24 protein-coding genes and 1 pseudogene are annotated in these 24334 nt (G+C 38.0%); 4 read left to right on the forward strand and 21 right to left on the reverse strand.

Features of this window, described 5'->3' with window-relative positions:
- Nucleotides 1–153: 153 nt before the first annotated feature.
- The 10 genes from N693_RS0118265 to N693_RS0118320 all read right to left on the reverse strand — a co-directional run bounded on the left by N693_RS0118265 (nt 154) and on the right by N693_RS0118320 (nt 9787).
- Complete coding sequence (locus tag N693_RS0118265; RefSeq protein ID WP_025786309.1) at nt 154–390, reverse strand: DUF3977 family protein; 237 nt, start codon at nt 388–390, stop codon at nt 154–156.
- 91 nt (nt 391–481) lie between these two features.
- The gene (locus N693_RS0118270) at nt 482–976 is read right to left on the reverse strand and encodes an 8-oxo-dGTP diphosphatase (RefSeq protein WP_025786310.1); all 495 of its coding nucleotides are present in this window, start codon (nt 974–976) and stop codon (nt 482–484) included.
- A 157-nt stretch (nt 977–1133) separates the two neighbouring features.
- Nucleotides 1134–2882, reverse strand: coding sequence for a M3 family metallopeptidase (locus tag N693_RS0118275; RefSeq protein WP_025786311.1), 1749 nt, complete (start codon nt 2880–2882; stop codon nt 1134–1136).
- Nucleotides 2883–3849: 967 nt separating this feature from the next.
- Nucleotides 3850–4557: a hypothetical protein gene (locus N693_RS0118285; protein WP_025786313.1), complete on the reverse strand. Its 708-nt coding sequence runs from the start codon at nt 4555–4557 to the stop codon at nt 3850–3852.
- A gap of 127 nt (nt 4558–4684) precedes the next feature.
- A complete protein-coding gene (locus N693_RS19535; protein ID WP_025786314.1) occupies nt 4685–4954 on the reverse strand; it encodes a hypothetical protein in 270 nt (89 codons plus the stop codon).
- Nucleotides 4955–5146: 192 nt separating this feature from the next.
- The gene (locus N693_RS0118295) at nt 5147–5878 is read right to left on the reverse strand and encodes a class I SAM-dependent methyltransferase (RefSeq protein ID WP_025786315.1); all 732 of its coding nucleotides are present in this window, start codon (nt 5876–5878) and stop codon (nt 5147–5149) included.
- A gap of 153 nt (nt 5879–6031) precedes the next feature.
- A complete protein-coding gene (locus N693_RS0118300; RefSeq protein WP_025786316.1) occupies nt 6032–6787 on the reverse strand; it encodes a hypothetical protein in 756 nt (251 codons plus the stop codon).
- Nucleotides 6788–6948: 161 nt separating this feature from the next.
- Nucleotides 6949–7755: a class I SAM-dependent methyltransferase gene (locus N693_RS0118305; RefSeq protein WP_025786317.1), complete on the reverse strand. Its 807-nt coding sequence runs from the start codon at nt 7753–7755 to the stop codon at nt 6949–6951.
- Nucleotides 7756–8413: 658 nt separating this feature from the next.
- On the reverse strand, nt 8414–8935 hold the full coding sequence (locus N693_RS0118315; RefSeq protein WP_025786318.1) for a GNAT family N-acetyltransferase: 522 nt from the start codon (nt 8933–8935) through the stop codon (nt 8414–8416).
- 492 nt (nt 8936–9427) lie between these two features.
- Nucleotides 9428–9787, reverse strand: a complete 360-nt coding sequence (locus N693_RS0118320) for a MerR family transcriptional regulator (RefSeq protein ID WP_025786319.1) — start codon at nt 9785–9787, stop codon at nt 9428–9430.
- Nucleotides 9788–9919: 132 nt separating this feature from the next.
- On the opposite strand from N693_RS0118320, the gene N693_RS0118325 reads away from it, so the two are divergent.
- On the forward strand, nt 9920–10762 hold the full coding sequence (locus N693_RS0118325) for an SDR family NAD(P)-dependent oxidoreductase (protein ID WP_025786320.1): 843 nt from the start codon (nt 9920–9922) through the stop codon (nt 10760–10762).
- 686 nt (nt 10763–11448) lie between these two features.
- On the opposite strand, the gene N693_RS0118330 is transcribed toward N693_RS0118325, so the two are convergent.
- The 4 genes from N693_RS0118330 to N693_RS0118345 all read right to left on the reverse strand — a co-directional run bounded on the left by N693_RS0118330 (nt 11449) and on the right by N693_RS0118345 (nt 14940).
- Entirely contained in the window at nt 11449–11910 is a 462-nt protein-coding gene (locus N693_RS0118330; protein ID WP_051508790.1) for a DinB family protein, read from the reverse strand.
- 526 nt (nt 11911–12436) lie between these two features.
- A complete protein-coding gene (locus N693_RS0118335; protein WP_025786322.1) occupies nt 12437–13033 on the reverse strand; it encodes a class I SAM-dependent methyltransferase in 597 nt (198 codons plus the stop codon).
- A gap of 166 nt (nt 13034–13199) precedes the next feature.
- On the reverse strand, nt 13200–14582 hold the full coding sequence (locus tag N693_RS0118340) for a M17 family metallopeptidase (RefSeq protein ID WP_037593647.1): 1383 nt from the start codon (nt 14580–14582) through the stop codon (nt 13200–13202).
- Between the two features lie 127 nt (nt 14583–14709).
- Nucleotides 14710–14940 (reverse strand): hypothetical protein, encoded by a 231-nt coding sequence (locus N693_RS0118345; RefSeq protein WP_156028966.1) that lies wholly within the window; start codon nt 14938–14940, stop codon nt 14710–14712.
- A gap of 136 nt (nt 14941–15076) precedes the next feature.
- Here N693_RS0118345 and N693_RS19545 point away from each other — a divergent pair, with 136 nt between their 5' ends.
- Complete coding sequence (locus N693_RS19545; protein ID WP_037593649.1) at nt 15077–15508, forward strand: YaiI/YqxD family protein; 432 nt, start codon at nt 15077–15079, stop codon at nt 15506–15508.
- Between the two features lie 65 nt (nt 15509–15573).
- On the opposite strand, the gene N693_RS0118355 is transcribed toward N693_RS19545, so the two are convergent.
- A complete protein-coding gene (locus N693_RS0118355) occupies nt 15574–15876 on the reverse strand; it encodes a cupin domain-containing protein (protein WP_037593650.1) in 303 nt (100 codons plus the stop codon).
- Between the two features lie 190 nt (nt 15877–16066).
- Here N693_RS0118355 and N693_RS0118360 point away from each other — a divergent pair, with 190 nt between their 5' ends.
- The gene (locus N693_RS0118360) at nt 16067–17143 is read left to right on the forward strand and encodes a type III polyketide synthase (RefSeq protein ID WP_025786326.1); all 1077 of its coding nucleotides are present in this window, start codon (nt 16067–16069) and stop codon (nt 17141–17143) included.
- Nucleotides 17144–17153: 10 nt separating this feature from the next.
- The gene (locus N693_RS0118365) at nt 17154–17684 is read left to right on the forward strand and encodes an isoprenylcysteine carboxyl methyltransferase family protein (protein ID WP_025786327.1); all 531 of its coding nucleotides are present in this window, start codon (nt 17154–17156) and stop codon (nt 17682–17684) included.
- 44 nt (nt 17685–17728) lie between these two features.
- On the opposite strand, the gene nhaC is transcribed toward N693_RS0118365, so the two are convergent.
- From nhaC to N693_RS0118395, 6 genes and pseudogenes are all read right to left on the reverse strand, one after another.
- Nucleotides 17729–19129 (reverse strand): Na+/H+ antiporter NhaC, encoded by a 1401-nt coding sequence (gene nhaC / locus N693_RS0118370; RefSeq protein ID WP_025786328.1) that lies wholly within the window; start codon nt 19127–19129, stop codon nt 17729–17731.
- A 512-nt stretch (nt 19130–19641) separates the two neighbouring features.
- The gene (locus N693_RS0118375) at nt 19642–20394 is read right to left on the reverse strand and encodes a thermonuclease family protein (protein WP_025786329.1); all 753 of its coding nucleotides are present in this window, start codon (nt 20392–20394) and stop codon (nt 19642–19644) included.
- 328 nt (nt 20395–20722) lie between these two features.
- On the reverse strand, nt 20723–22093 hold the full coding sequence (locus tag N693_RS0118380; protein ID WP_025786330.1) for an FAD-dependent oxidoreductase: 1371 nt from the start codon (nt 22091–22093) through the stop codon (nt 20723–20725).
- 244 nt (nt 22094–22337) lie between these two features.
- Nucleotides 22338–22603: pseudogene (locus N693_RS19550) on the reverse strand (arsenate reductase); the annotation flags it as partial.
- A 1-nt stretch (nt 22604) separates the two neighbouring features.
- On the reverse strand, nt 22605–23900 hold the full coding sequence (locus N693_RS0118390) for an arsenic transporter (RefSeq protein WP_025786331.1): 1296 nt from the start codon (nt 23898–23900) through the stop codon (nt 22605–22607).
- A 13-nt stretch (nt 23901–23913) separates the two neighbouring features.
- Nucleotides 23914–24261 (reverse strand): metalloregulator ArsR/SmtB family transcription factor, encoded by a 348-nt coding sequence (locus N693_RS0118395; RefSeq protein ID WP_025786332.1) that lies wholly within the window; start codon nt 24259–24261, stop codon nt 23914–23916.
- Nucleotides 24262–24334 lie beyond the last annotated feature (73 nt).

The raw sequence follows: 24334 nt of genomic DNA on the forward strand, positions 1-24334 counted from the left end.
TAAGTCCCTCCACTCTTTCTATTAAAGAAAATAGTCCATACAAATCATTCAATTCTTTCCTCAACTAAACTGCTTCGTTAGTTTAGTCTGCAATCTGAGCCGTTTCTGACATAACACTTTGCCATTAACACCCCCGGTTGCTTGATTTGTAAATTAAGTACCGGATATACCCAAAACTATTTTAATCGCTTTTCGTGCTTTTTTACTCCGTTTAAATCCCTCTCTTGAGTCTATAATCAAAACCGTTTTACCGATCCAGATCCTCAAATAGAGGGAATGATATTTTATTGGTCCAACTATTCCTTTTTCCTCATATTCTGTTCCATCTGCTAACTCTGTTTCAGTCCTAACCAACCACGTATTTCCTATCCCGAATTCAACAAACTTCAAAGAATCCACTCTCTTCATCTTCTCATCAAAATGGCAGAATGTAGCAAAGCCCCTATTTATTAAATGCACCGCATTACGGTAAATATTAGTTTCATTTTGAATTACTCAATTCCAACTTCTTCATTTCATAACTGATTAATTTTTTGTTCTTTATGGTACACGAATGATTATAGTAGCCCTCACCATTAATAATATTTTGCAAGTAATGAGGAATCATTTCTCCTACCCCGAAATTCTCATCCTCTAATAGCCAAGTGATTTTTTTCCAATCTAGGATTCCCTCGTCGGTTTTCTTAGGCGTTGGATAATCATAAGTGTCTTCAATTTCTACTAAATAAACATGTAGACCACCAACGTAAGAATCATCGACTTCCCACGAAATAACTCCTTTATCAATTACTTCATAGGCGCTAATGTCGATGTTTGTTTCCTCTCTCACCTCACGAACTATACATTCAGTAGGTGTTTCATTTTCTTCTATCTTCCCACCAACACCATTCCAAAGCCCTTGCATCGGATTATTTTCGCGATTCAACATTAATAATTCATCATTTCTTTTAACAAAACACAATGTTTGTTTATACATTTCTTCCCCCAGTGTTTTTGATTCATGGCCCGATTGCTATAGATGAAATCGCTTATTAAGCAATTGCCTTCAATTTCTGCAATATGTATCAAACGCCAAATCATATAATAAAAAAGTAGAACCAATTAATATAGCTTCCAATCCACCGCTAAAAGTTTTAGGTGAGCTGTTTATACCGCTCAATATCTCTGACTATATTTCTTACCGCACGTTGCCAAAATTCACTACTTGAAAGATCTATTTGGAAATTATTTTTAACCAACTGTTCTAAGGGCAGTCTTCCAGTTTCACCCAAGAACTCTTGAAACTTCCGTTTGAATTGCCTATCTTCTTTAGCCTCTTCCAAAAGTCCGAGACTAAATAAAAATCCAAATGAGTATGGATAATTGTAAACAGGAATAGTTGCTTGGTAGAACTGCTCATATTTTATCCATAAATAAGGCTCATATTTACTTAAACTGCTTCCATATGCTTTTTCCTGACACCTTAACGAAAGTTCTTCTATTTGTTTAACATCCAATGGGCTATCTTTTCGATATTTATAAAACTCGTTTTCAAATAAAAACGCTGCTCTTATCGACATCAAGTAATTAAGGCTGCGTTCAATCTTCTGTCCTAAAACCGCTCTTTCGACTGATGTTTCGGTGGTATTTTGTAGCATATGATTGATGAATACTGTTTCAAAAAATATAGAAGACGTTTCTGCCATTGTCATTTCCAATAGGTCATCTGTAAATCGCAGTGAAGGGGTATCTTTGATCTGTTTAAAGTGCCAAGCATGACCCAGTTCATGTGCAAGCCTTCTAGCACTATCCAAGGTGTTGTCATAACTTAATGAAATACGTGATTCACCCTCTTGAATAAAAGGCGCACAAAATCCCCCAGATGATTTTGTTTTGCTTGGCACTGCATCTACCCACCCTTTTTTAATGGCTTCTTTTACAAACTCGGACATATTGTCATCAATAGGTGCAAGTGAATTGATTATTTCATCAGTAGCATGTTGGAATGAAATCGAAAAAGAATCATTTTGAGATGACATCATCAAATCATGCCATGATATTTTTTGGGTTCCGACTTCTTTTTTCTTGATAAAATAACTTGAAAGTTCTTTCATATTAGTATCAACTGCCTCCCACATGGCATCAAGCGTTTGACTAGTTATACCATTAAAACCCAGGGATTCGTCAAGGTGATTCGTCTTCTTAATTTTATTTTCGTTAAGTCTGATTCCAACCATTTGATTATAGATTGAAGCAAAGATATTCGATTGCGTTTCTAAGGTTTTATTCAGTTCAGCAAACACATGAAGTCTTTCCTCCTTTTCCGGATGTGCTAAAGCTTGTTCCATCGCTTCCGAATAGGATACTTGAGTCCTTTCTTTGCCATGACCTATTTCTATTTTCAGGTTGTTTATAACTTGACTATAGAGGTCTTCAAGACTACATAACACTTCTCGAGAAAAGTTTGAAATCATCTTTTCCTTCTTACTGTCACTTTCTTGATAGTTTACTAACTCTGCAAGAAAATTCACCTGCTTAATACTATTCGACCACTCTGTAAGCTGTATTTCATTCATTTCGGTAAGTCTTTCTTCCAACCTAGAAATAATAGAATACACTTGGGATTTTAAGGTTGAGATGGTTCCGTTTATGGAGGTTAGTTGGGAAGGCTCAATATCTTCAATGGTTAAACAGTAATAAAAGGATTCAGCTGATTCAATTTGTTTGATTACTCGCCAAAGTGTTAGTAGTTGACTATCCTTTAAGACAGCTAAAGCTAACTCATTCTCGATTTTAATCAACTTTTTCTTAACTATGTCCAATTGGCTTTTAAAATTTTTCATATCAGTTTTATATTGAAGAGATTCTAAGTTCCACCGGGTAATTAAACTAGATGTTGCCAAATCAATTTCACCCCAAGTCTAAATTATAAGATAACTATAGAATTATCAGATTAACAATATATTCTTAAATTTAATTATATAACATATCAAAGGTTACTATGGATTATACTCAAACAAATAGAAAAACCATTATTTCATCGCTACATGAACAAAATAATAGTTTTTGAAAATTAACAAAGCGTTGTTTAATGTTTAAGGAATAGCGGATGTATTTATTATTGTATTAACTTGCCATCCCTGTTGCTGACAAAGGGCAACTCCTTTTTTTAGGTCAGATTGTGACTTGTAAATCAAACAAACGCCCCCGATTATGAAAAGATTATTTAATTAACAATCGGTCTATGAATGGGTAAACATACCCCAAGACAAACAAAACGATCGCAAAGTAAAAGACAGTTCCAGCTAATGGCAGATACCATTTTTTCTTCTTGGATTTATATTGGAGCCAATAATTAACTGCCCACAGGACGAACATAAAACCAATAGAAAAGTAGTGAAATACGCTATCATCTATGGGTGCGCTAACTAAAGAAGCTAAAACCCAAAAAAAATAAATAAATCCCAATAGGATCAAATTGACAACATGAACGGCAATATTGTAAAAATTGTTATTCATTCAATTTCCACTCCGATCATTTACAATTCACAATCTCAATCTTCTTCATCAAAATGGCCCGTTTGTCGATGTCCCTGATCTCAAGTTATATTTTTTGAAAACCCCGTACTTTTACCACATAGCCATTACTTTTGTAAAAAGTATGTGCCGCTTGACACTCTTCTCAATTACCGCTGTTTAAAGTTATAGCTACTGCACCTTGTTGAATTGCCCATTCTTCAAGATTTATATCTGACCCTTATGTAGTCGAGGGCAATCCCTATTATGCAATCGCCCACATTTGCAAAGTAAATACCTTTACAAAAGCTAGTGATTATTAGGGATTAGAGAGTAAAAGTACAAATTACTAACTTATCGACTTCCGCCTAAAAAATCATTCTGTTTACTATTTAACTTCTTTACCCATTCACTATCATTCCAAATATTAGGGTTGTCAATCGTTAGATTTTCTCCACGCACCATAAAATCATAACTATCTTTTCCACCAGTATACCAATCAACAATGACTAACTTGCCTTTCACATTACGTACTAGAAATTCAGCACCTTCACCATAACCACCTGTAAACTTTTTAATGTTCACAGGTATGTTTAAATAGAGATAACCTCCATACGCGTCATCAGTATATTCTACTTCCCAAGCGTCAATCTCAATATTTTTCACCTTACTATTCAAATTTCCAAACTGTTCATATTGGGATTGTATCTTCTTCTCCGTATACTTTTTAAGGTTATTGTTATCAAAAAATGTATGCAAATCAATGGCAGAGCCATTCCAGACTGCATAATAATAGTTAGTCAACGCTTGCACACACATCTCATAAGCCGTATCAAAATCCTCAGAAGATAGCTCGATTTCATTCTTAGCAACATATCCAGAGGAAACTTGTGCTATTTTCTGTTCTGTGCTTGATGTAATAACTGTTTTTGTAGCACTATCTGAGTTTATTATCGCCGAGAATAAAAGAGTATTTTTTTCGTTATTATCATTTGTTTCATCTTGACTACATCCAACTAATACAAGTCCAATTACGATAATTAACATAACCATTCTTCTCATGGCCGCACCTCTTCTTAATATAGACGCTATTACTCAATCGTAAGTTGTTATTATATTCTGAATCACCAACCTACTAATATCTCAACTTTTCTTTGAAACGTGATATGGCCCTATTATAGGACAGTTCTCATGCCAGAACTGCCCCCATTACTTGAATTTCTGGTAATGGTGAGTCAGGTGTAAAGCTATCAATTGCAACTTTAATAAGTAATATAGTCCATAGGATCATAATAATTATACTTCCAATTCTGATCAACTTAACTTGAACATCAGACAACTCAGGGATTTCTTTATATCTCCAGCGGTCTAAAAAGAAAAAACTATCTTCTGGTTCATAGAAGCTCCAAATACAAAACCCATAAACAGGTATTGAAAATACTATGAAGATAAATAACATGATTAGCCCCCATTAAGCTATCTATATTACTTACACGAAAATTCTAAATATAATTCCCAATCTTTATTCTTCTCTAAAGCAGTTAATATCCTTAAATCATAGTTAACTAATCCGGCCATATTGTTTCTCGGGCGCAAATCCTTGTTCAAGAATTGCCACGGTTTGTTCAACTTTCAATATTAATATATTTATTTACTTCGCACACGAAAAAGCTAGTATAATTGGTATTCGTTGTCTTCTAACAAATTCTTCTTCACTATTAAAATGTTCACGCTTCGGTGTACCCTCGCGTAGATCTAGAACTGAAAAGCCTGCTTGCTTAAGTGCTATAAAATAATTTTCGATTGTTCGATGATACTTAACCACTATTTGGTCAATCCAAGGCTCTTTTCTTTCTCCTTCATGGAAGTAGTCATCGACAATCCAATTACTACGTTTATCTCCAGATTGCTTACTAGCAAAAGACGAAGTTGTAAGTGGATGCTGGATACTAAAAGTAAATCTCCCGTTTTCTTTAAGTGTTTTATGAACATCTTGAAACAGGCGGTTAATGTCTGAAACATAATGGATTGCAAATCGAGATGTAACAAGATCAAATGCCTCTTTTGGATAATCATAAGATTCCATTGTTTCAAAGTGTATTGTCCCGTTTTGTTCAAGTATGTTAGAGCGTGCCACTTCCACCATTTGTTCCGAACCTTCTACTCCTGTATAGTTTTTTGCTCCTAAATGTAAGAGTTCTTTTCCGAAAGAAGCATCTCCACACCCTAAATCTAAGACACTACTATCTTGAAAGCTACCAATTAACTCATACATAATTGGGCCTTCTATGGCATTATTCGGACTATCGATTCTGTTTCTTCTAGTCATGTAGTTTTTTAAAAAATCCGTTTGATCATAAACACTAGGTCCTTTAAATTCCATCGAAACGTCTCCTCCTCTAAAATTTGAGATGTCGGGCGAATCATCGCCAAATGCTATACCAATGTTTATATTCTTCACTTGATCAACTTTTGCTTTTTATAGTGTTTTTCAGCAAATTGGCCCAATTGCACCCATTAACAGAGCAAAAAGATTTTAAGTCAAAGTTAGTTGAGGAAAACCAGCCCTACTCCATAACCATAATGGAATATGAATATCTATCGGTGCTAACTCACTGCCTTTTAATGCCTTTTCCCAGGCAAAAGCGACAGCCATACGATCATCTGCTCCACCATTAAGTACTTCCTCTGAACATAAACCTAGTTTTACAGTAGCTTTTAGAATATGCGTATCTGGAGCAATAGTGATTAGTTCTCGAGATTTCCAACTGATCTTCATATAAGTTTCTAAAACGTATAACCAATAATTAAATATCTTCGGTCCAGAAAGGTATGGAAAATCAGTCTTTCTTGATACTTGCATTGTCTCTTTTAAGATTGAAACATCGAAATTACCAGATTCAATTAATCCCAACACATCTCCTTGTTCTGAAGAATTCACAATCCCTTTGGCTACTCGACGCCAGATTTCGGAATGGCGATTTGGTTGTAATCCCACGCGATGTACTAGTAATGCCTCTCGAAGTTCATCTATTTCTTTGTTTGCAACAGTAATAGGGTCAAATATCCATTTTGTTTGCTCATCTTGATAGGTTTTAACAACGGATTCCCACAATGAATAAGAGTTTCTCTGATAATTTAAAGACATTCCTAATGTTAAAACGTCCATAAGCTTATCTTCTTCAACAATATTAACTAACACATCTTCAGGCATTACTTCTCCACCTAAAAGACCGTTAGCTTGCATTAGTATTAATGTATTTACGTTTTTTAACAAGCTATCATTATCCACTCAATATCCCCCAAAAGCTTATAGAATTAATTACGATGATAGTATTCTTTAACTGCCTAGTTCGATAGCTCAAAACTACTTACTCCACTAAATGGGCCTATTGCTTAACGGGCGCAAATCCTTGTTCCATAATCGCACTCACTGGTTCAGATCTTTTAAATCTATGCTTTGCCGATAATTGCAAAAACCTTATAAGGAATTTTGAAATAAGTAACAGCCCGTTTTCTTAAATAACTTTCAAGTCTGTCGCTAAATAATTCAATATCCTTTTCTTCTAAAGCACCACCAACTTCAGGACTGGCTTGAATTCTTCCAATCCAACTTTCAATGGTGTAATTTACGTTAACGTCAAATGAAAATGTTTCAACTTCTGAGAAACCAGCTTTATAAATGTCATCTACCCATTCGGGATAAATCATTGTGTCGTTGTTCTTTTTAGATGACTCATTGAATTCCTCAATTAAATTTTGTGTATGTAAGGCAATATCGCTTAGGGAGGGGACCCACTCATAATTAATAATCGCAAGTTTCCCGTTTTCTTGAAGAACACGTTTAACCTCTTTAGCCACTTTTAACTTATTAAACCAATGCCAACAATAAACTGCTGTAACAATTTCAAAGGATGAATCTTCAAATGGAAGACTTTCTGCATTTCCTACTAAATATTTTATTGGCATTTGATCTCTTTCGTTAATCTGTTGTGCTTGTTCTATTAATTCAGTAGACAAATCAATTCCAGTTACCATACAGCCCTGATTAGCTAAGTCCCTTGCAAATAAACCATTAGATGTTCCGATGTCGAGAACATTTTGATTCTTTATACCAATCCCGAATTCCTTTAATTTCTTAAGCAGCTCAGGTGGATATCCGTGCCTATACTTTCCATATTGTTCTAGAGTCCCATTCAAATTTAAAATTTGAGGAACCCTTTTCAAATTCCCAATAGGAGTTTCCGTAATCCCCGCCATTTCCCTCACCCCTAATTGATTATGTTTTATTCAACGATGTGGTCCTATTACTGAATGGGCGTAGATCCTTATACCAAAATCTCCCCCCGATTACCGAAAAGACGAAAGTTATTATTACTTTGCTATAACCACAATTTTTGTCATTACGTTTGTCATTACAAAAGCAGCTAGTGCAAAAGCAACTAAAAATAGAGCAAGAATTAAATACGCTGCTACTTCAAATCCTCTAACAGTTACAAAACCAATGTAAAATAGCATTTTTGTAGCTATTACTGTAGGGACTCCCGGTAGATTTCATAAAAGTAAAGAAATACCTTTTTTTGTTAAGCTCCATGTGATCAACAGTACAATGCTTCCCGATAAAATAGTCACAAGTAATGGTGCTAAAATCATCATTCTAATCAATCCCTCCATTTACTTAAAATTGATTATTTTCTAATCCACTCCAGATAATTGCCTGATTTTAGAACAAAATCTATCACCATCGTACCATAATCAACCAATTCGGAGTAATTAAAAAACACCTTATAAAAGGTGTTTTTACAACACGTTATGGTCCAAATGCGACATAAAAAAGCCAACAAATAGTATGTTGACTTCAGTATTCCTTATTAAACTAAAGCACCACGTACGCACAATTAAATAACGAAGCTTTTTACTACAAATCGGAGTGTAGCATTCCATATACAATACTATCTGTCCATTCATTTTTATTCCAATAATTTTGAACGAAATGGGCTTCCTTTCTCATGCCTATTCGTTCACATAATTTTTGTGATGCTGTATTCCTTGCATCCAAAATAGCTTGTATACGATGTACATTAAACTCATCAAATAATTTATTGACCAAACTATTTACTGCTTCTGTTGCCAATCCTCTTCCTGCTACTTCATTTGAAAAACTATAACCAATCTCGACAGTGTCTTTCATATCTGTGTACCATACGGATAAATCACCAACCACTTTAGAATTATATAGAACTGCTAAACTTAACATTGATTCCTTTTTGAGTATACTGTTTGCTTGCTTCTTATTAAATTTTTTCTGCATATCTTCATTAGTCCACTTATCATGTAAAAGAAATTTACACGAGTCATCATTATTATAAATGGCAAATACATCATGTAAATCAGTATTCTTAAAAGGTCTAATTTTTAATCTTTCTGTTGTGATTTCCAAGTTAGCTCTCCTCCGTTAAGTACCTTCAACAAAATATTTTTAAAAATAAAATAATTATACATGATTAGAATTGGTTAAAAGTGACGAAACAGGTGAAGCATATTGCCTCCCCTGTTTTACCATTTAGAATAAAACTATGCTATTTGATTCCAAATAGTTTTTTCAAAGCGTCGTTTGATAATCTTTCATAAAAGAATGTTATTCAATAATATGACCCAATTGTTGAAGATCGTTACTAACGTAAAGCACATTACTTTAAATTCAATTCGTCACAATTTTAACATTTTACTACAAGAATGCTGCCTTGCTAGTAGCATAAATAGAAGGGATCTTTTCTTTGTGAAAAACTCCCTTTGGCTTTAGTTTATTCCAAATAACCGATACTAGATTCATACTAAGTAATAGTTACTAGCTAAAATTTGTTTTTTGTTTCCATCTGAACCACCACATTAGCAAATAGTATGGCTGGAATAATTACTGACATATCATTTTTTAAGCTTTCTTCTTTAGCCATGTTCCTTCAGCTAATTTTTCATCGATAAATTCCAAAACAGTCTGTAATTGAGCAATTTGACTTTTAACTTTTTCCTTCTGCTGGAGCATACCTGATATCATTTCAGGAGTCATATTACTTGTTTCAGCAATATCAAGATATAATTTCACTTCTTCTAAACTAAGACTTGCCTTCTTCATACAGAGGATCAGTAGCAACCGTTCAATATCGGGTGGTGAAAAGACCCGATGTCCATTCGGAAGCCGGTTAATATTTGGAAGCAATCCAGCTTTTTCATAATATCTGATTGTATCAATGCTCAACCTGGTAAGAGTGCTAGCCTGTTTGATGGTATACATACGTATGCCTCCTTCTTATCTATAAATTATAAAACATGAAGTCAACTCCAGGTCAAGTTGATTCTTTTCTATTGACCTGAAGTTAGCTCCATGTTTTATACTTCAGTCATTCACTAATAGGAGGTAAATAAAATGTTAAAGTCAAAAAGAAAAACAGCACTTGTTACAGGAGCGAACAGCGGAATAGGACTGGAACTTACGAAAAAATTAATCGAGAACGGGTGGGAGGTTGTTGCTTTAATTCGCTCTATATTTCCAGAGGAAGAGCTAACGCTCCAACAAAAAATCCGTCAAGGAGATATCCGTATTTATAATGCCGATTTATCTGATTTTACGCAACTTAAATCTGCCTTGATGCAAATAAAGGAGAAAGAAACTAAGTTGGATGCTCTCTTCAATAATGCTGGAGGCAGTTTCTCGAACCTACGTTTTTCACCACAAGGACGTGAGCTGCATTATGAAATTCAGACAGTGGTTCCCTTTATCATCACAATGGAACTGCTTGATCTTGTAAAAAGGGGAAATCCGGCTATCGTTATCCAAACTAGTTCAGATGCGTTTAATTTTAAAAAATCTTTCGTGCCGGAAGATTTGGCAAACCCTCCTAAATTTCAGAAACTGATTGGCCCCTATGCATCGACGAAGTTGGCAATCACTTTGTGGACACATGCATTGGCACAAGAACTAAAGCGAGAGGGTGTGACAATTATCAGCATTGATCCAGGAAATAACAATACAATGCGAAAGGGCAGAAATGGAGGTTTGCCATTGATCATGCAGCCGTTCATCCGTTTGTTTGGTCCGCATCCTAGTGTAGGGGCAAGCCGTTTGTTTGATGGGTTAGAGAAGTCCTCGAATGAAGCTGGATTGTATATCTCAAAAGGAAAGCCTGCTGAGGTCAAATTTAAGCAGCATGCACCCAAAGTTTTATTACAAGTACAATCTATATATGAAAAAGAATTTTTGCCACTATAATTGAGACAAGCAGGCTGTCGAAACTTTCTCGACAGCCTTTTTATTATAGTTAATTTCTTTTTAGATTAGAGAAAGCGTCCAGGAAGAGTTCAAACATTCGTCTACCACTAGTTAGACACGAATAATCCTTCTTCCACTAAACTGCCAGTTAGTTTAAGTGAAAATAATTCTTCACAATCTGAGGTATTATTCTACATGAATACGTAATAACGTTACTCACAATATTGACCCGATTCTTGTATGTTCACATATGCATATACGCTCCGTTGCTTTGGAGTCTAGGCGTCGACTCCTACGGAACCCGAAGCCCCTGGACGAAACGAAGGAAGCGACTGAGACCGTACCCGCGGAAAGCGTGCACCGTAACGGAAAGCAACTGTTCAAGCTAGCTCGTTACCTTAGCTCGTTTGAAGAAGCTATTCATATTAATTTGCTCTGTTGCTTGGAGTGAAAGACGGCCGACTCCGTAGGGATCAGCGAAAGCCGTAACGAAGAACGGCTTTTGCGAACAAAAGCAAAGCGTTGAGAGCATATCTTTGCACTCGCCTTGAGACCCCGCAGGGAGAGTTTTTTGCGACCGAGGAGGCTCAAGCCACGCCCGTCGGAAAGCGTGCCGTCTGGAGCGGAAAGCAACAGTTTGTATACTTCATAATGGCCCGATTCTTGAAAACCCTTTACACTTCCTATTATTCCCCTGATTTTCTCATGATCTTCTTAATCAATCTAATTTGGCCACGGTGGTTCAATTCATCCTCCATGACATGGAACCACTTGAAATAGTTGTTTGTGAGCTCTCCGTCCCAAAATGGCCGTTGTTCAAACAACCATGTATCGGGCAATGTCTGGAATGTCTCAATCGTCTTTTCTCTCGTATGTTCCAGTTGTTCCAAGTAGAATTCAACCGGATTCCCTTTAATTTGTTCCCTTGCTGTAGTACCAAGCTCCAATCCTGGATTGAGTATCTGAATATCTTCGTCCGTATAATCACGTTTCTCAAATGTATTGATTTGATATGCTTTTTCAACAGAATTCATATGATCCAGAAGCATACCGATGGAGTTTGCTTCATCATTGATAAGAAAGTCCAGTTGTTCAATTGTTAAATCTTTCACTTCAGCTAATGTTGTTACTCTTGTATATTCCATCATGGACAATAACTTACCAAATTCCCATTCCACGCCTTCTTTTTTATCTATTACATATAACTCCTGTTTTCTCAATGTGATTTCCCCCTATTGGTTTCTATTTAGTTCCAATCTTACTGACTCAAATGACTTGAAACTTCACCATTTAAAAATCCATTTCAAATTGACAGTATTATTGTAACATTTTCAACAATGGTTTATTAGCTAATATTCCCATTCCTTCTCAAATATTATAAAAATACTTACTATAGAAGAGTCATAACTCAACTTATCGAACTCATGCGTCTCTTCAAGTTACGTTCAGTTCTTCTGGAAAATTTATTTACCGCAACTATCTAAAGCACTTTTACAAGAGACATATTAAAAGAGTTCTGTACTCAAAGTTAGACTATCTTAGATTCCCCACTTGCTCCACTGATCACAACGAAAAACGCATTGCTGAATGAGCAATGCGCTTTTGGTGTATCTAGTTGCAATTTCTATCTTCATGTCACCTATTCATTTACTATTTAAAAACACTAATAAGTCATCACTTAATACTACTGGATATGAACATGGAGGCATCTTGTTTCATGAAAATACGACTTCCATGATGGAATGTTCTAATTTCAGCTGTCTTAAATCCAACTTCTTTCAATTTGTTTTTCAACTCTTCATGTGAAAAGCCGTTGTGAACTTTCGGATGATCGATTTGTTCGTTTTTATCAAAATCTATAATAATTAGCTTACCATCGTTATTTAGAATATTAAATATTTCTGTTAATATCTTTTTAGTATCCGGAATATGAAGTAGAACTAGTGACATGATTACTATATCTGCATTAAGTTTAGGAGTATCTTCAGTAAAATCCGAGTGAAGTACTTTTGAATTTGGAATTCCTTTTTGCGAAATTTTCGCTTCCGCTATCTCCAACATTTGTTTAGATGAATCTATTAACAAAATAGAATCGACTAAATCGGATAACTCTAAACTGATTAGACCTGTACCACTTCCATAGTCGATTAAAGATTTTGTTTCACTATTTCGTAATTCCTTTTTTACTTCCTTAACGATGATTTTAGCTAATTCCATTCTATCTTCTGTATCGTATCTTTTTGCCATTTCTTCAAACACATTCGTATCCATGTTTCACTCTCCTATTATAATAAGTCCGCCTATCATAACAGAAATCATAACCAATGGGACAGATTCACGATTGCCTCTCTTGTAATAATATCTTTTCCTTCAACTTGGAGCGATGAAAAAACGCACTGCTGAGAGCAATGCGTTTTGGTCCTTCATTCCATTATTCTTACTTAGAAATCTCCGCCACGTAATCCGCCAACAAACGTGCGCCATAACCCGTTGCTGTCTTTGGATAATAGCCCGAGTTTGATGCCTTTTGCATCATACCTGCCATATCCACGTGCAACCAGCGTGTATCTTTGGATACGAAACGGCGTAAGAAGAGCGCTGCTGTAATCGAACCTGCAAAGCTGAGTGAACTGATATTATTGAAATCTGCATAATCACTTTGCAAGGTTTCATCGTACGCATCGATTAACGGCATTGGCCATACCGCATCTCCATTTTTCGCACCAATCTCTTTCATCTTGATAGCAAGTTCATCATCACCAAACACACCAGCGATATCAGATCCTAGTGCATTTTCGATTGATCCAGTTAATGTTGCGATGTCCACTACATAAGCTGCGTTCAGTTCGCCAGCTCGAAGCAATCCATCCGCTAAAATCAAACGGCCTTCTGCATCCGTATTACCGACTTGGACCGTATAACCGTTTTTGTATTGGATGACTTCTCCTGGCAACACAGCTGTATTATCTGGAGTATTTTCAACCATTGGTATCAATGCAACAACGTTGACATCAGCTTTACTTTCTACAAGTAGTTTCATAGCTCCTGCAACTGCAGCCGATCCACCCATGTCCATCCTCATATCACTTAAATCTTTCCCGCTCTTCAAGCTGATTCCGCCTGTATCGAATGTGACGCCTTTACCTACAAGTGCAACCAAAGGTTTGGAAGGATTTTTGCAATAAGAGACTTCTACAAACGATGGAGCATATCGGCTTCCTCTGCCGACAGTAAGAACGCCGTTCATCTTCATCTCTTCTAGCTTCGCTTTGTCATGAACAATGACTTTTGCATCGGTATCTTGGAACACTTCTTTCAGACGCTCTGGATAAGATTCTGGGTTCAATACATCCGATAATTCATTCATCAGATCACGTGAATACGAGACCGCTTCAGCACGTTGTTCTCCAGTTTGAACAGCTTTTTCAGATGCACCTTCAATCGTTAATTTAGTACTGAACGGTTCTGCATTCGATTTGTACGTTAGGAACTGATAAGCTCCCAAATGCCAGCCTTCTACAAATGCCGTGATTACTTGTTCTGTTTCTACATCTAAAAATTGCTTGCCGAGTGCATTAACTTCTATTGTTGCTGAAGATACTTTCGCACGGCTCAATTCTCTAGCCGCAGTTCCCGCCATCGCACGAACGGTTTCCAGGCAACCTGTTTTCCCGTCTTTTACTGACATTACATACCATTGTTGCCCTTCTGAAAAGACTGTACTTCCTGATCCAGCCTTTAATTGGTTAACAAACGTTTTTAGCCCCTCATTCTGTTGAATTCGCGTGTCTTGTGAAAATAGCAACTTCACTTCAGTCATTATCGTTATCCCCATTCTTCAATAGATTCGTTATGTAACTAATAATCCTACACTAGTGTACCATGTGAAAACAGAGGATTCTAATTATTGATAGCATACAAAAAACCATCCCGAGTAAAGGAATGGTTTAGCTATTAATAGAGCCCATCGCTCCTGTATTCTGAACGTTGTCAAAATTTCCAGCACCCGTACGTTTCTTAATCTCTTCATCCGAAAGGGGAGGTGTCACTTTTCCTTCTTCCACAGGAGTTTCATCCAGATAATGAGTTTTCTCTAAAGCGCGGTTTTTAGCGTCCATCTGCCGTCCATATTCTTCCGCTTCTCCCACAGTCATTTGACTATTCTCAGGTGTATTCAACAAAATCTCTCCCTTCTGATCACTTACTTTTTCTTAAGTATTCCCTATGGAGTTTGATAAAAAACATTCGAAAGACTGAAAAAATGATTTTTTATAGGTTGCTGTGATACGCTCTAACTAAGTGGGGTGAAGAAAGATGAAAATATTAGTCGATGCCGATGGATGTCCTGTTGTTGACATCACCATTAGCACTGCAAAGGCCCATCAAATTCCTTGTTTGCTGATTTGCGACACCGCTCACGAAATGGTTCGCGATGGTGCTGAAACAATCGTTGTTTCAAAAGGAGCGGATGCGGTAGACTTTGTTCTTGTGAACCGTATTCAGCCCAAAGACATTGTCGTCACCCAAGATTATGGTCTTGCTGCCATGGCGCTAGCTAAAGGAGGGCGTCCGATTGACCAAAACGGAAGATGGTACACGGACACAAACATTGATCAGCTGTTGTATTCCCGGCACTTTGCTCAAAAAGTTCGCCAAGCAGGAGGTCGCTTAAAAGGACCTAAAAAACGCTCCGTTGAACAAAACGAAGCGTTCCAAAGTAGCCTTACGAAGCTTATTTCACAGTAAACAATCATGCGTTTCGTTCAGGCTTGTACTCATAATCCTTTAACTCTCTGCATACCATTATTTCGTTAAGGTGTAATTTGAAGAACACAAATATCCGAATCGGTCTCTGCGAACAAACTATGTTTCTCGTTAGGGACCATGTGAAGGATATTTTCCTCTGATACCGTAACTGGAGTGCCTTCAACCGTAAAACGGACTTTCCCTTTTCTAACGATGATTAGAACTTCTCTGTCTGAATCATGCTCAGACACTTCTTCTCCTGCACGTAGCTGGATATTTAATACGTTGGCATTTGGAACCACACATACTTGTTCTACAGATTTCGCTTTACTGTCAAGTTGCCTTGGTGTTTCAATCAGCTTCAACATAATACTCTCCTTTTGTTGGTTTATGCTAGACGATAAATAGCCAATTATTTTTCTTCCATAGTTACTTGTATTTTGCTTTGTTCTATTTAGGGTACAAGACTCCTCATAGCTTTCTCATTTATTGTTTAATAACGTTTACACGACCTTGTTTTAGGAAATTAGTGAACTAAAGACAATAGGAGGTCCACACATGCCCCAAATCGTATCCGTGAGCACACATTTACCACCTAATCTTATTAAACAGGAAAAAGCCGTTGAATTATCACGTTCGGTTTTCAGTGGACGTTTCAAAGATATTGAACGGCTGTTAACTGTGTTTCAAAACGGTGATATTGAACAGCGTAATGTCTGCATGCCGCTCGAGTGGTATGGGCAAGCCCATGATTTCGAAGAGCGTAACGAGTTGTACATATCACATGCGATTGAATATGGCACAGCTGCAGTCACTGCGTGCCTCGAATCCAGTATGCTAGATCAGAAAGTAGACTACAAAGATATTGATGCCATCATTTTTGTTTCGAGTACAGGCATTGCCACCCCTAGTATCGATGCACGCATTATGAATAATCTACCCTTCCGCGATGATGTAAAACGTATTCCTCTATGGGGGCTTGGCTGCGCAGGTGGCGCTTCAGGACTAAGTCGTGCCAATGAATTCTGCATGGCATATCCAGAAGCGAATGTGCTCGTCCTTGCAATTGAATTGTGCAGTCTAACGTTCCAGAAAGACGATTATTCAAAGAGTAATCTCGTCGGTGTCTCGTTATTTTCAGACGGAGTCGCTTGTGCACTTATTACTGGTGATCAATCCAAGTTACGTTCGAAGCAAGTCCGCCCTTCGATTGTTGCTACGACGTCCAAGCTGATGCCTGATTCTGAAGACGTCATGGGATGGGATGTAAAAAATAGCGGATTATACGTCGTCTTCTCCAAAAGTATTCCTGTCATCATCAGTGACTGGCTTGGACCGTTTGTTCATCAATTTTTAAACAAGTATAACCTCACAGACAAAGACATTTCCCATTTCGTCGCCCACCCTGGAGGAAAAAAAGTGTTAGAAGCGTACGAAGAGGCGCTCAACTTCAATAGTTCAATGACTGAGATATCAAGGAATGTATTACGGATGAATGGAAACATGTCGTCCCCCACGGTTCTTTACGTATTGAAGGAATTCATGGAAGCAAAGCCTGCACAAGGTGAATACGGTGTGCTCGCTGCCCTCGGTCCAGGATTTTGTGGGGAACTTCAACTGCTGAAATGGGAATGAGGTGGATACATTGTTCTTCTGGATTGTAATTTCAATCGTCATTCTTCAACGACTCGCTGAATTAGTCATCGCTAAAAACAACGAGAAACGAATGAAAGCTCAAGGGGCATACGAAGTGGGTGCGAGTCATTACCCTGCTATTGTTATTCTTCATACTGCCTTTTTTGTTTCCTTACTAGTAGAAGTACTCATCCGAAAACCAGAATTATCTCCAATCTGGGGTATTTTATTGACGATATTCTTGTTGACACAGGTGTTGCGGGTTTGGTGTCTTTCTTCACTCGGAAAGTATTGGAACACTAAAATCATCATCCTTCCAGGTGCAGATGTTGTCATGAAGGGACCTTATAAATTCATCAGACACCCTAACTATGTCATCGTTGCGACAGAAATCCTTGTCTTGCCAATGATATTCGGTGCTTATTTCACAGCAATTGCATTCACCTTATTGAATACCTGGATGATGTCCGTCCGCATCCCACAAGAAGAAAAAGCCTTGAAAGATGCGACCAACTACAAAGAAAAGTTCTCCTTGGAATGAACAAAAGCAGTGGCTCAAGTTTTGAGCCCACTGCTTTTTGTATATTATGAATGGGATTCTTTTGACGAATCTTCATACGTTAATGTTTTGCCAAACACACTGAACAAAACGGTCAAAATCGGTGAGAATAGACAGAAGAACGCAAATCCGAAATAATCGCCTACAGGCACGCCTAGGACATCTGCAATGAATATCCCGCACACACTCCATGGGACAAGAGGGTTGACGACGGTCCCTGCATCTTCCATCACACGGCTTAAGTTTTTACTCGCAAGACCTAACTTTTTATATTGGCCTTGAAATGCTTGCCCTGTTAGTAAAATTGATAAATATTGTTCACCAATCAGTACGTTGATACTGATTGCCGTTAACGCAGACGCCCCAATTACAGAACTTGCAGAGCGTAAAGATTGCTCCACTGTTGCAAGTAATGTTTGGACGATTCCTAGCTTAAACAACAATCCGCCCATAGTAAGTGCTAAGATAACTAGCGTTATCGTAAAGAACATGCTACTGATGCCGCCTCGAGTTAGTAAACTGTCTACCGCTTCGACACCAGTTTCGGATTGAAATCCTTTATAAAGGATTTCAAAAACCTGTGAAGCGCTATAAGCGTTTAACGTACATCCAATCACGACTGCTGAAACTGTACTTGCCGCCAACGTTAAAAGTGCCGGGACTTTCATCAACGTCAAAACAATAAGTACTACTAATGGCAAGAATGATACCCAGTGAACGAGCCCGGTTTCCGCTAGTGCCTCCTGAAACGACCGGATCGTATCCAATTTAGTATCTCCTGCTGAGGGTGAAAGAATCGCAAATATCCCAAACGATAGGACAAATGCCGGAACGGTCGTCCACATCATATTGCGAATATGGGCGAACAAGTCGACTCCGACGATCGATGAAGCTAAGTTGGTCGTATCAGATAAAGGAGACATTTTATCCCCAAAGAATGCACCTGAGACAATCGCTCCTGCAGCAATCGCAGGTGATAGACCGAGTACGCCTGACATACTGAGCAACGCTACACCAACTGTTGCCACAGTTGTCAATGAGCTACCGATTGATATACCTATAATTGCAGTTACCGTAAATGCAATCGCGTAAAAATAAGAGGGGGTAATGAGTTGAAAACCAGCATTGATCAAACTTGGTATCGTCCCACTCATCATCCAACTACTAATGAGCATCCCAATGAAGAAGAACAAAAATACTGCACCCATACCAGCTCCAGATCCTTCTGTCATCCCATCTTGGAGATCACGGTAAGAAATTTTCTTGAGGATTCCATATCCAATTAAAAGTAAAATAGACGCTAAAATCGGCAAATGCGGAATCGATTCGAACTTAATAATACTTATGCTGATCATTCCAATGATCAACAAGATGAGTGTTACGGACTCTTTGAATGTGGGCTTCTGTAATGGTTGAATGTGAAACATGACGATGTCCTCCTCGGTTTTTGCGTACAAAAAAACTCCATTCGTTCCCTATAACAGGGACGAAGGAGTTCTCCGCGGTACCACCCATGTTGACAAGCTGACATCGCTTATCCACTTCATTGGATTCAAAGATTGCTTGTTGACGTAATTCATGAACGAAGTGCCTGGACTTACACCGCCTATCCAGTCTCTGGTTGCTGCTTGCTTCGTTCACTACTGCATCATCACTTTGAATGACTATTTACTTTTCGGTTTGAATGATTATTGAAATCTTACCATGACTTTTAAGTTTGTCAAGTTATACAATATTAAATCATAAAATCAATATTTCACACTGCCGTTGTTTTCCGCTTCAGGTGGACGCTTTCCGAGGGGCTCGATTTAGGCCACCTCGTTCGCTTCGCTCACTGTGGGGTCTTCAATCTTCGCTGATCCCTCCGGAGTCGCCACCTTCCGCTTCAAACAACTAATGTAAAGTTTACATATAGTGAACTAACCATCAGATAAAAACTTTATCTAGGTTCACAAGCCATACCATCTTTGTCTCCATCCATTCTTTCGCTATAAGCGGAATGGCCTTTTTTCACGCCAGTTGGATAAACCTTCCTAAGTTCTGTACAATTTGCAAACTGTTCCGTAGGTTGAGTTGAGGGCTTTTTCGAATCAGGTTTAGAAGATGAGTCACCTTTAACAGGATAGGTGTCACTGTCGAATCCACGATCAGTTGCATAATCTTCTAACGTCCAAATTCCAATCCCTTTTTTCTTCGCTTCGTTTTGAACTTTTTCATATTCATCAAGATGACGCGTATTTGGTGGATATACATAAGCAACTCGTGCAAGTCCTTCCTCCAGTAACTTCTCTTGAACGCTTTCTCCGTCTATGTAAATATAGGCAAGTAATCTACCATATTTATCGTACTTCTGCCCAATATCGAACTCGATCTCCAGCTTTCCACTATTCATTAATTCTTGGTTACGTCGTTTCGCTTCTTCTCCGAAAGGTTGTTTCCCTAGTCTTGGATGGTTCGTCTCTGGTGTATCGATGAGTAAATAACGGACATTCGTTTCTTTTCCCTCATACATAATCTTTATCGTATCCCCGTCAATCGTTTTGACTAACTCAACAGGAATCAATCCGTCACGTGTAGGTGTTGCCTCTTCTTCTTGAAAGAAAAAATAATAGGCGCCTGCCAGTAATACAGCCACAATCAGTGCGGATAGACTCCCTTTTCCTTTACTTTTTTTACTCTTTCGTTGTGCCATATTTATTCAGTCCCCACTCGTTTGTTCATTCTTCCTAGTTTACCAGGTTGTCAAACGAAAGAAAAGCAGCTGCCATGAGGACAGCTGCTCAATCAAATAATTCAATACTCACTTCTTAATTCATTCAAAGGTTTCATAGTCTTTATATAATTCGTATAAGGATATGAGCCAAATCTAGCTAAGTACTTTTTGATAATGTATTTATTATAATTTCACAAAATTTCCCCTATCTATATTTCCTCTGGTGCATGACCAAAGGGAGCTATGTGTTAGCCTATTCTTCAGCTTAAATATCAATATGATTTTAGTTCATCATTAGCACACTTCTTTAACAGCTTCCATTTGTTGTGCTGCAGCAAGTCTTGTCCTTATTTGTATATTCTAGGTTTATACTGCACACACCGGTCTCGGGCAAGTCTAGTTCCACATTCTTCGCGGATTCAAAATCTCCTGTCAGATAGGCTACAACTGATCGTACTTGTTCATAACCAGTCGCCATTAGGAAGGTTGGAGCACGTCCATAGCTTTTCATGCCAACGATGTATAGATTTTTCTCTGGTTGTCTCAACTCCTCTTCACCATGTGGACGAACCGTACCACAACTGTGAAGGTTTGGATCAATTAGTGGAGCAAGCGTGCTAATACTCTCAGTTGCTGAATCAATATTTAGCCTTACTTCACTTAAGAAAGAAAAGTCAGGGCGACTCCCCGTATTGACGATCAGCTCATCAAGTCCTTCAATTGAAAAGCTTTCTCCCTTTAAGTCTCCATTTAGTTTCAAAGAGATTTCATTTTTCTCTACACTATGGATTCTAAAAGGTGTGTACACCTGAACACGTCCTGAATTAACTAATTGATGAATGCGCGATCCAAGTTCCCCCCGTGCCTGAAGGGCATCCTTCTCTTCGCCACCATATGCTTCTTCCACACTATTTTTACGAAGAATCCATGTTATTTTTAGATCAGAATGTTTTTCATTCAACTCGGATAACTCCAGAATCGTATTGATAGCGGAATGTCCCCCCCCAATGACAGCCACTCTTTTTCCAATAAACCTTTCATACTCATTACCATTAATGTTTGGAATGCCATAAAATATCTGGTTCTCAAAAGACTTCTCTTCCTTCGTCCAAATACCTGTAGAGTTCATGGGGTTCGGTTGTCCCCATGTTCCTGAAGCATCTATGATCGCTTTCGCTTCAATCTGCTCTGTTTGACCCTGAGTTTCAATATGCAGTACAAAAGGAATGTCCTCCCTATTGGCTGATTTCATCTTATCAAAGCCTTTTCTACTAGTAGAAATCACCCTAGTATTCAGCCGGATTGAGGGACTGATTTGTGGTAATTCAGCTACTTGTCGTAGGTAATTTTCCACTAACTCTTTTCCAGTTGGGAGCACATCAGGAGAGGGTGCTTCCCATCCATTTTCTTCAAGTAATTCTCTGGCTACCTTATCGATATTATATTGCCATGGCGAAAACAAACGAACGTGCCCCCACGACAAAACATGATGTCCTACACGCGGACCAGATTCTAAAACGATGAAATTCTCTCCTGCCTTTGCTAGATGGGCTGCTGCAGCTAATCCAATTGGACCAGCTCCGATGATGGCAATTGGCAGCGAAGAGTTTTCTTTTTTCTTATTTTTAATAATGATTGGTAATTCTCCATTTGAACAACATGCAGTTTGATTTTTCATGATAATACCTCCACGTATTATGTAATAGTTTAAATTTTGTGTTTGAATTCGGGTAGAACAGGTATTCCCAACCATTTCTACACCTTCATTACTAAAATATGTAAAAGTAACAGAAAACGATCTATTTAATTGTTTGTTCTAAAATTTCACTTTCAATTTCATTCAATATCTGTCATAAGTATATAAACATAAGCTTATATACCGTACGCAAGGAAAACCGATACAAGTCTCCATGGACTGTTAGTTATTCCCCTGTTTTAGCGAACAGTTCAATCCTTGTGTCTATTTCATCTCGTACAAGCCGGAAGACTGCCCACTTCTCTTCATCTGTTCCTTCTGCTTTTGCAGGATCATCAAACCCCAATGCTCACGTTGTAACTGAGGTGATGTCATTGGGCATTTGTCAGCAGAATCCCCACAAAGAGTGACGATAAAATCTACACTATTTAAGAGCTGTGGATCAATAATATCCGAAGATTGACTTGAAATGTCCACTCTTTCTTTTTTCATATTAGACTACCAATAGCCACAAATAGAGACCCATTAATGTAACAAATAGAGTAGGGATTGTTAAAATGATACCGATTTTGAAATAAGTTCCCCAACTAATTTTAATACCTTTTTGTGAAAGGACATACAACCATAAAAGAGTTGCGAGTGATCCGATTGGTGTGATTTTCGGACCAAGGTCAGCTCCAATCACATTCGCGTAAATTAAAGCTTCTCGTATTGGACCAGAAGTCGTTGTTTCCGCAATCGCCAAAGCATCGATCAAGACAGTGGGCAAATTATTCATGATGGAGGAAAGGAATGCTGCTATAAACCCCATAGACATCGTTGCGGTAAATAAGCCTTGGTCGGCAGCCCATTGAATCACATCCGCCAATACACTCGTCAAGCCAGCATTTTTCAAGCCGTACACAACGACATACATGCCTATAGAGAAGAATACAATCGCCCAGGGTGCCCCTTTCAACACTTGTTTCGTCTGAACCGCTGAACTCTTTTTTGCCATGTACAAGAAGAAAAGGGCTACGATTCCTGCAACAAATGAGACAGGGACCCCGATAAATTCACTTGTGAAGTAACCGATTAGTAAAATGCTAAGAACCACCCAAGATAGTCGAAACATCTTGTGATCTTTTATCGCTTCACTCGGTGTTTTTAGTGCAGAAACTTCATAGTCGCCTGGAATACTTTTACTGAAGAATAGATACAACACTATAATGCTCGCTACTAAAGCAAACAGATTCGGAACGATCATCTTAGATGCATACTCTACAAATCCGATATCAAAAAAGTCAGCGGACACGATATTAACCAAGTTACTCACAACAAACGGCAAAGAGGTCGTATCTGCTATGAATCCACTAGCGATTATAAACGGAAATATCATTTTCTCACTGAAATTCAAGTTCCGGACCATCGCTAGAACAATCGGTGTCAGTATTAATGCAGCGCCATCATTTGCAAATAATGCCGCTACGATAGCACCTAGAATACTAACGTAAACAAACATACGGACTCCGCTTCCTTTAGCGAATCGTGCCATATGAAGAGCAGACCATTCGAAGAAACCGATCTCATCCAATATTAAAGAAATTATGATAATAGCAATAAAAGCAAGCGTTGCATTCCATACAATACCCGTCACATCGGCAACATCTCCAAAATCGACTACACCCAGGAGTAAAGCGATCAGAGCACCAATACAGGCAGACCAACCAATAGACAAATTTTTCGGCTGCCAAATTACAAATATGAGTGTCACAGCAAATATCAATGATGCGGTAAAAACTGAAAACAATGTACTTTCCTCCTTAATTGCAAGAAATACGCAATCCTTGCGCTTCCAAGTCAACAACCAATCCATTTTGTTCAGGTAGATGATTCAAGATACTTTGAACAAAAGGATAGTCTTCGTGCTCGTTGTTTATCGAGTAAAAGATCCATTGTCCTCTACGTTCTTCTTTCACCAATCCAACATCTCTTAGTTTCCTTAGGTGCTGGCTGATAGCAGGTTGACTCATCTTAAAGATTTCAACAAATTCACACACGCAACAATCATGTGTTTGGAGCAGCTTCATCATTGTTAAACGAGTTTTGTCTCCAAGCAACTTTAAAATTTGTGATGCTTTATGCAATTCTACTACCTCTGATTCGTTCACCTATCATCCCTCCATGTCTTTTCTACACTATATAATCATATGCTTATATAAGCAAGTGTATGGTTTTAAAACC

This window comes from Sporosarcina sp. D27 (genome assembly GCF_000586555.1).
Classification (GTDB): Bacteria; Bacillota; Bacilli; order Bacillales_A; family Planococcaceae; genus Sporosarcina.